Source organism: Acidovorax sp. 210-6, from assembly GCF_010020825.1.
GTDB classification, from domain to species: domain Bacteria; phylum Pseudomonadota; class Gammaproteobacteria; order Burkholderiales; family Burkholderiaceae_C; genus Simplicispira; species Simplicispira sedimenti.
Genome location: NZ_JAACJE010000001.1, coordinates 955,114 through 967,489, shown reverse-complemented (window position 1 = coordinate 967,489; position 12,376 = coordinate 955,114). Strand labels below are relative to the sequence as shown.

At 56.2% G+C, this 12,376-nt stretch carries 10 protein-coding genes; 2 read left to right on the top strand and 8 right to left on the bottom strand.

What is annotated here, in order from left to right; genetic code table 11:
* Positions 1–14: 14 nt before the first annotated feature.
* From GWK50_RS04540 to GWK50_RS04510, 7 genes are all read right to left on the bottom strand, one after another.
* Positions 15–1,319 carry a hypothetical protein gene (locus GWK50_RS04540; protein ID WP_162015502.1) on the bottom strand — a complete coding sequence of 435 codons (1,305 nt, stop codon included), beginning with the start codon at positions 1,317–1,319 and terminating at the stop codon, positions 15–17.
* 6 nt (positions 1,320–1,325) lie between these two features.
* Entirely contained in the window at positions 1,326–2,582 is a 1,257-nt protein-coding gene (locus GWK50_RS04535; protein WP_277950290.1) for an oligosaccharide flippase family protein, read from the bottom strand.
* A 240-nt stretch (positions 2,583–2,822) separates the two neighbouring features.
* A complete protein-coding gene (locus tag GWK50_RS19620; RefSeq protein WP_197905081.1) occupies positions 2,823–3,353 on the bottom strand; it encodes a hypothetical protein in 531 nt (176 codons plus the stop codon).
* 96 nt (positions 3,354–3,449) lie between these two features.
* On the bottom strand, positions 3,450–4,541 hold the full coding sequence (locus tag GWK50_RS04525; protein WP_162015500.1) for a DegT/DnrJ/EryC1/StrS family aminotransferase: 1,092 nt from the start codon (positions 4,539–4,541) through the stop codon (positions 3,450–3,452).
* 13 nt (positions 4,542–4,554) lie between these two features.
* Positions 4,555–5,160: a UDP-2-acetamido-3-amino-2,3-dideoxy-D-glucuronate N-acetyltransferase gene (gene wbpD, locus GWK50_RS04520; protein WP_162015499.1), complete on the bottom strand. Its 606-nt coding sequence runs from the start codon at positions 5,158–5,160 to the stop codon at positions 4,555–4,557.
* A complete protein-coding gene (locus GWK50_RS04515; RefSeq protein ID WP_162015498.1) occupies positions 5,160–6,110 on the bottom strand; it encodes a Gfo/Idh/MocA family oxidoreductase in 951 nt (316 codons plus the stop codon). Before GWK50_RS04515 ends, wbpD begins: the two co-directional genes overlap by 1 nt.
* A 70-nt stretch (positions 6,111–6,180) precedes the next feature.
* Positions 6,181–7,476: a nucleotide sugar dehydrogenase gene (locus tag GWK50_RS04510; protein WP_162015497.1), complete on the bottom strand. Its 1,296-nt coding sequence runs from the start codon at positions 7,474–7,476 to the stop codon at positions 6,181–6,183.
* Between the two features lie 354 nt (positions 7,477–7,830).
* On the opposite strand from GWK50_RS04510, the gene GWK50_RS04505 reads away from it, so the two are divergent.
* Both GWK50_RS04505 and GWK50_RS04500 read left to right on the top strand, forming a co-directional pair.
* Positions 7,831–8,637: a polysaccharide biosynthesis/export family protein gene (locus tag GWK50_RS04505; protein ID WP_162015496.1), complete on the top strand. Its 807-nt coding sequence runs from the start codon at positions 7,831–7,833 to the stop codon at positions 8,635–8,637.
* Positions 8,638–8,744: 107 nt separating this feature from the next.
* Positions 8,745–11,117 (top strand): polysaccharide biosynthesis tyrosine autokinase, encoded by a 2,373-nt coding sequence (locus GWK50_RS04500; RefSeq protein ID WP_162015495.1) that lies wholly within the window; start codon positions 8,745–8,747, stop codon positions 11,115–11,117.
* Between the two features lie 549 nt (positions 11,118–11,666).
* Here the strand turns inward: GWK50_RS04500 and GWK50_RS19795 are convergent.
* Positions 11,667–12,350, bottom strand: a complete 684-nt coding sequence (locus GWK50_RS19795; RefSeq protein WP_242455291.1) for a hypothetical protein — start codon at positions 12,348–12,350, stop codon at positions 11,667–11,669.
* Positions 12,351–12,376: the final 26 nt, after the last annotated feature.

The window sequence follows — 12,376 nt, the reverse complement described above, 5'->3', positions numbered from 1 at the left end:
TAATTTCCTCAGATTTAATTTTTTCTGCCAAATCTCAACAACACAAACACCAAGAACAGCATCGAAATTATTTGAATATTATATATATAAGCACCAAAGCCTGATTCAGAAATATTCTTTATCTCCAAAATTATCCAAACATAAAACCCAACAATAACCCCGTTTAATCTCATTCCAAGAATGTAAGAGTTGATTTTTGAGACAATTAATCCCATAAAAAATGCAATGACCGGTATACCAAATGGTCCAAAATTCGCATACGACTCACCCCAAAACACGGTGGGCATCGACCCTACAACCCCACGGCTGGCAAGCGATGGGAACACCCAGTTCATTACATCAACTGTATACCTTACTGGCGTATAAGGCAAAATACCTCCAGGATTTGGAATGGTTGCACCATACAGATAACCCGCGACATCTGGAAAATATTCAAGATAAAAATAAGCCGGCGAAATACTTCCAGAAAAAGCCCTTGAAATAATTCTACCCAACGCATCCTCAATATCCCCTGCACCCATGAAATATTGATACATCAACACTAAGCTAACCGTCAATACTATCAAAAGAGGTGCTATTTTTCCAAATTTTACAATTCCATTGTTTTTAACAAGCGCATGCGTCATGTACAAGCCAACAAAAAACCACAATAATGGAGCCTTCTCTACCGCAGCAATTGCCACAAATGCCGCATAAAAGAAAGCGACGGAAAATAAAACAAAATTCAAGCGTCCACTTTTCCATATCCAATTTGCAAACAATATATACGCCACAAATTGACTAACGCTATACATGAAAAATTTATACCAATGATATTTTCCAGAAAAATCATTACTCATTTCACTACGCACAACCCCAGCATCAGTCGCACCAGAATTTATCGCAGTAAAAATCGCCAGCTCGTTAAATTTTGAAATGTAACTCAAAAAAACAAAAAAGCTCACCAAGAAAAAAATCAACAAAATAACCAGCTGCCTTTTTGTTGGCGGCTTAGCTGCCAGAAAATTTGCAGTCATAGTTAATTTTCTCTTGCTAGTTTTTTTTTCAAATATTACGCCAACTAAGAAAAAATTAATATTCAAAAAAGAAAATAAGAGTACATTCAACACAAGTCCTTGATCCACCACGCCAGAATTAACCCTTGTGGCATCCCATTGATAAAAAAGCGGTAAAATACCAACCACTGAAAACAAATAGAGTGCCACAACCGTGACACTAATGATGCTTATTCTAAGTACGCGCTCTTTCGCAATTCGCATCAATAGACCGATTGAAACCGGGGTCAAAACATAAACAAACCAAAATAAGACTTCCATCATAGATAATCAGATTTGAATATTTTTTGATATTGCATGCTTGTAGGATATATATATATATAATCCATAGAGAAAGCTGCAGCCCAAGGAATATAATTTTATAGCAAAAATGACATTTTCTGTAGAAATAAAAATAAGTGCCGTCATTGCAATCATTGCGATTTGCCAAATCAAATCTGAAAATTGTTTATTTGCCAGGTACAAAACATAACTTAGGGGGCTGCTCACAAATTGCATGAAAAACATGGGGGCCAATATCGATGCGTACTCCCCCGCATCTCGCCACTGTGCGCCAAAAACAAACTCAAACAGTACGCCAGAGAAAAAAAATAAACCAGTAAACGGTAAAATACCAATCAGTATCAGTGCTTTGAGGGTTTTTAAAAAAATATCGCGACACTGTCCAGTTTCTCGGTACTGACGTGCCGCCTCTTCCTTGAAGACGGCTAGGATAGACCCCGCTAACAATTTCATGGGGGCTGCCAATGCTTTGTTGGTCAATGAGAGCTGTCCTGCAGGTGCTGCGCCAACGCGATTACCAAGCAAAAATACCGGCAATTGCCCGGACAATGAACTTATGAAGTCCGCTGGCATGGAAATAATCGGAAAACGCCAGTGCTCCCTAAAGGTTTTTTTCAAATACTCCTTATTGAAAGGAGAGAATTCAAGTCTAAGTTTTCTTTTCACGTCAATGGCATTCCAAAGCACAATCACCCCTGTGACAATGGTTTGCATCAAGATGATGCCCTGCACACCCCAGTCTGACCATGCGGCGGTGATTTGCGCTGCGGCAACGCTTGCCGCCTGGGCCACTTTGACGACGGCCTGGCGCTTGAAATGTGCGCCATAAATGTATGCATTTTGCGCAACCATGTTCACAGACCAGACGGTCGCCAATATCAAGGCCTCTATTCGCCATTGATTCAGATTCCATCGGAAGAAAATTTCCGGTAAAAAATAGCTGAGAATTTCCAACCCTACATATGCAAGGCCCGCAAGAGTGACTGCACAAATAACCGATGTTTGTAGTAGTTCTGATAATTCTTGCGGGGTGCGGGTATTAAAAACAGCCACATCCAGGCGCAAAGAAAATATGACGGACAAAACCGTCACGACCCCAAGCCAGATGAAGTAGGGACCCAACTCGGCGGGGGGTACCAGCCGTGTGAGTATGGGCATCGCCGCCAGTGGGATGACCTGGGCGAGGCCGGTTCCGGTCAAGACGATAAAAAATCGTCGCCAGAAAATGGGTAATGACTGGAGCATCAACTTTGACGATGGCAAACGGTGGAGGACATGACGCAAACGCTGACCAGCGCCTTCCTCATGATACGCGTGGCCAGCCAGAGTGGCAGGTGGGCATGGCTTGACAGGTGTGAGAGGGCATATATTGCTCGATTGAGCTATTTTTTTATAGCTTTAAACGCTTGCTAGAAAAGGGCTAGGCGCCAATTTGGCATGGGATGCGCAAGGCATACGGCATCCTCATTGCGATTGGGATTACTGCTAGTGAGGTGGCGGGCAAGGGCTTGCGGGCTCATGACGCATTCCCGCTCGGTTTGTTGCGCGCCAGGGCAATAGATTGGTGCAGGTTGGCTTGCAGGGTTTCGCGCGGGGGCAGTGAGGTTGTTCTAGGTAGGGGGGGTGAGGGAGCAAGGCAGCGTAGCGGGCGACGACTTGCTGACGCTGAGCGATTTCCTCATCGAGCACGGCCAGATTGGGCAGCGGGATGGCGGCGCGGGTGATTGTGGTGTCGGACTGCACCAGCTCCAGCTTTTGCAGCACCTGCCAGGGGTCGTCATGCTCGGCAAAATGGCGCCGCCCTTGTTGTGTGGCGTTGCGCATGTAGCGGCGCACGGCATCCAGATCCAGGTCAGCGCGGGTTTTGCGGGGTTCGATCGGTGCGTCCATGCTCTGGCCGATGCTGGCAAAGGTCACGGCGGCTTCAATCACGTCGGCGCCAAAGAGCTCCTGGAACTCCAGGGTTTCGCCCTCTTCGGCGCGCAGCAGGGCGCTGATGGCTTCTGCCGTCAGCATCTGGGCCCCCTTTTCACATCACGCACGCATTGCGCGCGGTGCATGCTGGGCGCGCAGGGGCTGCGGGAGGTGTGTGTGGGGTGCATGGGCGTGCTTTTATGCCGCGGTGGCCGCCAACAGCGCGCGCACGATGCGTTCTTGCGTGGCGGCATCCAGCCCGGGGTACATGGGCAGGCTCATCACCCGCTGCGCCACGGCATCGCCCACGGGCAGTTCGGCGGCAGGGTCGGCCACGGCGGGTTGCTGGTTGAGCGGGATGGGGTAGTGCACGGCGGTGGGGATGCCGGATTGCTTCAGGTGCTGTTGCACTTGGTCACGGTGGGACACTTGCACGGTGTATTGGGCCCAGGCGCTGGTGTTGTGGGCTTCGATGTGGGGCGTGGTGGCAATGCCTGCCTGGTTCAGCAGGGCGTTGTAGCGTTCGGCCACTTGCTGGCGTTGCTGCATTTCTTCGTCGAGGATGGCGAGCTTGGGCAGCAATATGGCGGCCTGCAGGGTATCCAGGCGGCTGTTCACGCCCACGCGGATGTGGTGGTAGCGCCTGTCTTGCCCGTGCCTGGCTATTTGGCGCATCACCTTGGCCAGTTCATCGTCGCTGGTAAAGATGGCGCCGCCGTCGCCGTAGCAGCCCAGGGGTTTGCTGGGGAAGAAGCTGGTGCAGGCAATGGTGGTCAGGTTGCAGCTTTTGCGGCCCTTGTACGTGGCGCCAAAGCTTTGCGCGGCGTCTTCGATCACGGTGATGCCGTGCCGGGCCGCTATGGCGTTGATGGCGTCGTAGTCGGCGCACTGGCCATACAGGCTCACGGGGACGATGGCCTTTGTGCGCGGGGTGATGGCGGCTTCGAGCAGGGCCGGGTCGAGGTTGTAGGTGCGGGGGCACACGTCCACGTACACGGGTTTGGCACCCAGCAGGGCCACGGTTTCGGCGGTGGCAATGTAGTTGAAGCCGGGGATGATGACTTCGTCGCCCGGGCCTATGCCCAGTGCCATTTGGGCAATCTGCAGGGCGTCGGTGCCGTTGGCCACGGTAATGCAGTGTTTGGCGCCGGTGTAGTGGGCCAGCTTTTCTTCCAGTTCTGCGACTTCAGGGCCCAGGATGTATTGGCCATGATCCAGCACGCGTTGAATGCCTGCGTCTATGTCTGCCTTCAGGCGCTGGTATTGGCTTTTGAGGTCGATGAAGTCCATGGCTTGATGGGATTTATGCGGGCAATTTGGTGAGGGTGTAGCCGTCCAGCACGTAACGGGCACCGGTGTGGGGGCAGGTGGTTTCAGCAGGGCCTTGCAGGGGCAGGTCCAGCTGTTCGCCAAACTCGCTCATCCAGCCAATCTGGCGGGCGGGTACGCCCACCATGAGGGCGTACGCGGGCACGTCTTTGTTGACGACAGCGCCAGCGCCCACAAATGCATATTCGCCAATGGTGACACCGCATACGATGGTGCAGTTGGCCCCCAGGGTGGCGCCTTTTTTAACGAGGGTGCTGCGGTATTCGCTTTTGCGCTCAATGAGAGAGCGGGGGTTGTACACGTTGGTGAACACCATGCTGGGGCCGCAGAACACGCCTTCTTCCAATGTGACGTTGTCGTAAACGCTGACGTTGTTCTGGATTTTGCAGTGGTCACCAATGACGACTTTATTGCCAACAAACACGTTTTGGCCCAGCGAAACGCCTTTGCCTATGCGGGCGCCGCCGCACACGTGCACGAAATGCCAAACGCGGGAGCCTTCGCCAATCTGGGCGCCTTCATCGACGATGGCGCTGGGGTGAACGGTGTAGGTGGCGGGCGGCGAAGTCGTATCTGCCATCACTTCGCCAACCTTGCCACGTAGGGGTGGACTTCGCCCGCAGCGCCCGCCACGGGCTGGGCTGTGCGGATGACGTTGACGGTTTCGATGCAGTGGCGCGCGTCTGCCAGTCCGTAGCCCCGGCCCGCCAAAATTTCGCGGTAGCTGGTGGTGTGCAGGTCGGTAAAGCCTTCAGAGAATTCGAGCTGTTCGCCGCTGATGTCGATGCTGCGGAAGGTGGGTTTTTTGCCTTTGACTTCGTCGGGCAGGTCGTTGGCATCGATCGACAGGAACCAGCGCACGCGGGCGCGTTCGTATTCGAGGTAACCCGCGGCCTTGGATTCGGCGCTGTAATGCACCACGTTGCGTTGCAGCTTGCCGAAGATGAAGTGCAGCATGTCGTAGAAGTGCACCCCAATGTTGGTGGCCACACCAAAGGACTTGCGCGGGTCGCCCTTCCAGCTTTCCATGTACCACTTGCCGCGGCTGGTGATGTAGGTCAGTTCGACATCGAATTTGGTGTCGGTGGGGGCCGCAGCGACCTTGTCACGCAGCTTCAGGATGGCTTCGTGGTGGCGCAGCTGCAGTATGTTGTAAACGCGCTTGCCGGTTTCGCGCTCCACCAGTTCCAGTTCCTCCAGCAACTCGGGCGTGGGAACCAGGGGCTTTTCGCAGATCACGTCACACCCCAGGCGCAGCCCCGCCGCAATATGCGGGTGGTGCAGGTGGTTAGGGGTGCAAATGGCCGCATAGTCCAGCGCGGTGGCTGGGTTGCGCTTGAGCTGGTGTGCATGCTCATAAAACCGCTCAAATTCGGTAAAAAACTCGCTTTGCGGAAAGATGCTGTCGATGATGCCCACCGAGTCGTTGATGTCATAGGCCACGGCAAGGAGGTTGCCTGTGTCTTTGATGGCGCGCATATGGCGGGGTGCAATGTAGCCCGCAACGCCAATCAGGGTGAATTTTTTCATAGCAATAAAACCAATAGGGACAAGCGGTAGCCGCCGAAAAGCACAAAATTCTAGAAGCTAAAACGCCCGACTACAGGCGGAAGACGGTAAACCCGGCAGCCGCCGCCTGGTGGCGGTTGTACAGGCTCTTGACGTCTGCCAGCACAGGCTTTGGCCCACGGCAAAGCGCGCGCAAATCGGCCGGGGTGGCATGACGGTACTCGTGGTGCCCCACTGCCACCACCAGCGCATCTACAGGGTGGTCGGCATCAATCTGGCCTAGTTGCACACCATACTCGTGTACCACTTCGGCGGCGTTGGCCCAGGGGTCGGCCACTACCACCTGGGCGCCCCAGGCTTCAAACTCGCGCACCATGTCCACCACCTTGCTGTTGCGGATGTCGGGGCAGTTTTCTTTAAAGGTAATGCCCAGCACGCCAATGCGGCAGCGCGGCACGTCCAGGCCATTCTTGAGCATGCGTTTGATGGTGTTGCGCGCCACATAGCGGGCCATGTTGTCGTTGATGCGCCGACCAGCCAGAATGACTTGGGGGTGGTAGCCCACCTCTTCAGCCTTGTGGGTGAGGTAGTAAGGATCTACGCCAATACAGTGCCCACCCACCATGCCTGGGCGGAAGGGCAGAAAGTTCCACTTGCTGCCTGCGGCCTCCAGCACATCCAGCGTGTCAATGCCCAGGCGGTCAAAAATCACTGCCAGCTCGTTGACCAAGGCAATGTTCAGGTCGCGCTGGGTGTTTTCAATCACCTTGGCAGCCTCAGCCACTTTCAGGCTACTGGCTTTGTGGGTGCCAGCAGCAATGATGCTGCTGTAAAGCGCATCGACCGCGTCGGCGACCTCTGGCGTGCTGCCACTAGTAATTTTTTTGATGGTGGTCAGAGTGTTGACCTTGTCACCCGGGACAATGCGCTCCGGGCTATAACCGCAAAAAAAGTCGTGGTTAAAGCGAAGCCCGCTCACGCGTTCAAGCACAGGCACGCACACTTCTTCAGTGGCTCCGGGATACACGGTGGATTCATAAATCACCACATCGCCAGGCTTGAGCGCCTTGCCCACGGTTTCGCTGGCCTTGCGCAGGGGCGTCATGTCGGGGCGGTTGGCTTGGTCTACCGGGGTGGGCACCGTCACAATGAAAATTTGGCACCCTTTGAGGTCTTCTGGCCTGCTGCTGTAACGCAGTTGTGTGGCGGCCTGCAGTTCGGCGGGGCTGCATTCAAGCGTGTGGTCTTGGCCCGACTGCAGCTCGGAAATGCGCGCCGCGTTGATGTCAAAACCCAACACGGGCCGATGTTTGCCAAATTCCACGGCAAGTGGCAGGCCCACGTAACCCAGGCCAATGATGGCAATGGTTTTGTCCTTCAAGTTCATGCGTAACGGTTGGTTATTGGTTTCAGTGGCAATGCACCATGGGCTATGGCGTGGATAAAGCGCTTGTTCGGTGCCGATCGGTGCAGCAGTATGGCGTACAAGGCAGCCCGCACGCACTGATGCACCGCAAATGCATCATACTGGCTGCGCCATGCGGCGGCATGACATATAGGCAACTTCAATCAGCCACCACACCGGGCAGCAATATGTGCAATGGCCGCCGAGCAAGGCTGGTTTTGTGCGTTGCAGCAAGTTGGCATGCCGTATGCTTTGTGCGGCTGCATCGGCGATAGAATGGACCGCTTGCAGGCCCTGGTTGCCTTGGCACCTTGGTAGAGTTTGACTGGAACCGGAATGCGAACACACTTTTTAAGCGCGCCTCTACAGGCTGGCCAATGGGTTGGTGCCCTGCTGTGCCTGGCGCTGAGCGGCGCTGCCGCCTGGGCGCAGGCCAACACGCCGCCCGCCAGCGCCCAGGGCATGGAGCCCTCGCAGGCCATACCCATCAAGCCCATTGCGGCCGAGCAAGTGGCCCCGCTGGGGGCGGCGGGTGTGGCCGATGCCAAGCCTGCAGCCATAGGTGCAGACTACAAAATCACTCCTAACGACCTGCTGGAGGTAGAGGTGTTTGGGGTGACCGAGCTCAAGCGCACGGTGCGTGTCAACTCCACGGGCCATGTGTCGCTGCCCTTGGTGGGGATGGTGCAGGTGGCAGGGCTCACCCCGTCAGACGCCGAGGCGCTGATTGCGCTGCAGTACGGCAGCAAGTACCTGCAAGATCCGCAAATTTCCATTTTTATCAAAGAGTTCACCACGCAGCGCATTACGCTGGATGGCGCGGTGGTCAAGCCCGGCATTTACCCGCTGACCGGGCAAATTACGCTGCTGCGCGCGCTGGCGCTGGCGGGCGGTGGCTCACAACTGGCCAACCTGGAGCAGGTGATGCTGTTTCGCATTACCCCCCAGGGCCAGAGCTTGGTGGAGAAGCACGATGTGCTCAAAATTCGCCTGGGCGAGGCGCCCGACCCTTTGCTGCAAAGCGACGATGTTGTGGTAGTCAACCGCGATACCCAGCGGGCTGCGCTGCGCGACTCGGTATTCCGCGACTTGGTGGACATACTCAACCCGTTTTCCAACAGCGTGAACAACATTGCGCGCTGATGGTACCGCCCTTGCCCGCCCGGCAGTGGCATGCCGATGCCTGCATAGTAGCCCCATGGCCTGGCCACTGCCCCCCCAATAAAGCCTTTTTTCTGGACTGAGCCCTGATGCCCGACAACCGCCAGCCCCCCAACCCGCACCTGCCTGCCCCCCACCCTGGCCAGCCTGCACAGCAGGCGTTGACCTTGCGCGGCAACTATGGCCTGGGCATGCCCCAGGAGCGCCGCGCCCCCGAGCCCGAGGATGACGACAGTGATGTGATTGACCTGCGCGCCATTTGGCGCCTGATTGTCAAGCACAAGTGGTTGCTGGTATCCATGGCCGTGGCGGGGTTGCTCGCAGCGTTGCTGTTGAGCTTTATTCGTACACCCTTGTACCTGGCTACGACCACAGTGCAGGTGGACAAGCGTGCGGCCAAGGTGGTCAAGTTCAACCAGGAGGCGGACCCCAGCGCAGACTTGGACGACCGCACCGGCCTGGGCACGCAGTTGGAGTTGCTGAAAAGCCGCGTGTTGGCTGAGCGTGTGATAGACGAGTTGCGCCTCGACCGTGTGGGCAGCCTGCCCCAAACTGTGCCAGCCACAGTTGCGCAGGAAGATGCTGCTTCTGACGCCGAGGCAGCCGAAACCGGCACAGGCATGCTGGACAAAATCAGGCAGAGCTGGGAAAAGATCAGCCAACCCGCCACCAGCAGCAATGAGCGCCTGAGCCGCGAAGAGGTTTACAAAGCGTTCACCCGATCGGTATCGATGGAGCTGGTGCGCAACACGCGCATGATCAAGGTGAACGTCGAAAACCCCAACCCCCAGTTGGCAGCGCGCATTGCCAATTCGATCACGCAGGCGTTTATCGCGCTCAATTTGGAGCGGCGATTGGAGTCTTCGTCCTATGCCAAGACTTTTTTGGAAACCCAGTTGTCCCTGACCAAGGCGCGGCTTGAAGAGTCTGAGCGCAAGTTGAACCAGTTTGCGCGCGAGCGCAACATCTTGACCTTGGACGAAAAGACCAACGTCATCAACCAGACCTTTACTGAGTTTTCTGCCGCTTTGGCCAAAGTGGAGCAAGAACGGATCAAGGCAGATTCTGAGTACGAGGCGGTGCGCAAGACACCAGATACTGCCCGCCAGGTGCTGGAGAGCAAGACCATTCAAGACTACAAGGCGCAGCGGAGCAAGCTGGATGCCGAGTACGAGCAAAGCGCCAAAATCTACAAGGACGACTTTCCGAAGATGCAGCAATTGCGTGCCCAGATCAATGACCTGGACGCAAAAATTCAGACAGAGGTGAGCAGCATTCTGGCCTCGGTAGGCAACTACCTGCAGATGACCAAGCGCCAAGAGGCTCTGCTGCGCTCGCGCCTGGAAGAAACCCGCCGCCAAATTGTGCAAGGGCAAGACCAGAGTGTGGATTACAACCTGCTCAAGCGCGAGGTGGATACCAACCGCGAGCTTTACAACGGGCTGCTGCAGCAGGTTAAAGAGGTGGGCGTGGCTGGCGGGGTAGAGACCAACAACATCCAGGTGGTGGACAAGGCAGAGGTACCCCTGTTCCCGTACAAGCCAAAAATTGCGCTGAACACCGCTATTGGTCTGCTGGCTGGCTTGGTGTTGGGGCTGGGCCTGGTGTTCTTGATGGAGTCGCTGGACGATTCGATAAAGTTTGCCGATGAGGTGGAAAAAACGCTGATGGTGCCGCTACTAGGCGTGATTCCCAAAATCAAGCAGAAGGGCGACCTGACGACGAGCATGGCGATGCTGGCCCAACACGACCCACGCGGGCATTTTGCGGAGGCTTACCGATCGGTTCGCACGGCGCTGCAGTTTTCTACCTCTGAAGGTGCACCACGCAGGCTGGTGGTGACCAGTACGGCCAAGAACGAGGGCAAGTCCACCACTTCTTTGGCATTGGCCATCAATTTTGCGCAGTTGGGCCTGAAAACGGTGTTGATTGATGCTGATATGCGCAACCCCACGGTACACAAGTACATGGCGCTGGGCAATAACAGGGGGTTGTCGAGCTTTCTGTCGGGCCATTGCGCTGCTGGGGAGTTGATGCAGGTGACGGAGATTCCGAACCTGGACATCATCACTGCAGGCCCAATTCCACCCAGCCCGGTGGACTTGCTCACGGGCCCGAAACTGGGCGAATTGATGGATTTGCTGCAGGCCGGAGGTGCACAGTTCATTATTCTGGACGGCCCGCCCGTGCTGGGTTTGGCCGATGCGGTGGTGCTGGGCAACCAGGTACCCGATGTGCTGTACGTGGCACAGGCCAGCCAGACGCGCAAGAGCCACATCAAGGACGCCTTCCGCCGTCTGCGCATGGCGGGGATTGTGCCGCGCGGCGTGGTTCTGACCAAGACAACGGCTCAGAACACGGCCTATTACACCTACGACAACTACTACGGCTATGGCGCTGGTACGGCCGATAAGGCTGACGCCAAGGGGCCTAAAACCCAGCCCATGGCGTACGAGAGCTGAACGGCAACAGTACGAAGGTTGTAAAGGTGAATATGGATCGACTGGCGGGCTTGCTGCTGGACTTTGGACGCGCACCCGGCAACTACCTATTGCGCCTGCGGGAGCCGCGAGAACTTTTTGACGAGTTTGACGTGGTGGCCCAATGGGCTCTCAACCGCATTCCTCCAAACCTGCAATTGCAAGCTGAAGACTTGCGTGCGGCAGCAGTGTTGTTCATTCAGCGGGCTTGCTTTGTGCCGGACTGCACTCATTACCAAGTGCTTGGTTTGCAGCAGCGCGACTACCCAGCTGAGGAGGTCCGAGCCAGGTACCGCACCATGATTCGTTTGGCGCACCCAGACATGGGTGTAAAGGGCCTTCCCACCAATGCCGCCAGCTTGGTGAACCGGGCCCATGAGGTGTTGACCACGCCTGCGTTGCGCGAAAGGTATGACGAACAATTATTGAGCGGTCAAATGGGCGGAGCCACTGTGGTGCCTCCAACGGCGGCGCGCCCCGTTTCCAGAGTGGTGGAGCACCAGCACGGCTGGCAAGAGCAAATGCACATGCTCAAAGCACAGCACCCCAAGGCGCTGCGGGCGGCACTGGCCTTGGGCAGTGTTGGGGTTGTGGTGGCAGGCGTGCTTCTGTGGGCAGCACAGGAAACCAACGATTCCAGTCGCATGCTGATTGTGGCCCGTGCCCCAGGATCGCTGCCCGTACAGGCACGCCCTGCAGGAGCGTCGCCTTCGGATAGGCACCAGCTTGCGATGAGCCATAACCTGAGTGTGGCCCAGCCCTCGGACGACACTCGTGCTGTGCGTGATGGTGTGGGCACAGCTTCGAAGTCAATGAGAGCAAATTCCAGCGGCGCCGTGTCGTCTGCACCTGCCGTAGCTTCAGCGCCAGACAGAAAACACTCTCTGAGCCAAGCTCGCACGGAAGACTTTGTGGCACAGCGTGTTGCAATGAATGCGCCTGCACCTGCACCTGCACCTGCACCTGCACCTGCACCTGCACCTGCACCTGCACCTGCACCTGCACCTGCACCTGCACCTGCACCTGCACCTGCACCTGCACCTGCACCTGCACCTGCACCTGCACCTGCACCTGCACCTGCACCTGCACCTGCACCAGCACCAGCACCAGCACCAGCACCAGCACCAGCACCAGCACCAGCACCAGCACCAGCACCAGCACCAGCACCAGCACCAGCACCAGCACCAGCACCAGCACCAGCACCAGCACCAGCACCAGCACCTGCTGCGGTCAGTCCGGCA

Coding starts and splice junctions, on each gene's coding strand:
- wbpD (WP_162015499.1), bottom strand. CDS start 5,160: ATGGCAGATACGACTTCGCCGCCCGCCACCTACACCGTTCACCCCAGC.
- GWK50_RS04540 (WP_162015502.1), bottom strand. CDS start 1,319: ATGATGGAAGTCTTATTTTGGTTTGTTTATGTTTTGACCCCGGTTTCA.
- GWK50_RS04525 (WP_162015500.1), bottom strand. CDS start 4,541: ATGGACTTCATCGACCTCAAAAGCCAATACCAGCGCCTGAAGGCAGAC.
- GWK50_RS04505 (WP_162015496.1), top strand. CDS start 7,831: ATGCGAACACACTTTTTAAGCGCGCCTCTACAGGCTGGCCAATGGGTT.
- GWK50_RS04500 (WP_162015495.1), top strand. CDS start 8,745: ATGCCCGACAACCGCCAGCCCCCCAACCCGCACCTGCCTGCCCCCCAC.
- GWK50_RS04535 (WP_277950290.1), bottom strand. CDS start 2,582: ATGCTCCAGTCATTACCCATTTTCTGGCGACGATTTTTTATCGTCTTG.
- GWK50_RS04515 (WP_162015498.1), bottom strand. CDS start 6,110: ATGAAAAAATTCACCCTGATTGGCGTTGCGGGCTACATTGCACCCCGC.
- GWK50_RS04510 (WP_162015497.1), bottom strand. CDS start 7,476: ATGAACTTGAAGGACAAAACCATTGCCATCATTGGCCTGGGTTACGTG.
- GWK50_RS19620 (WP_197905081.1), bottom strand. CDS start 3,353: ATGCTGACGGCAGAAGCCATCAGCGCCCTGCTGCGCGCCGAAGAGGGC.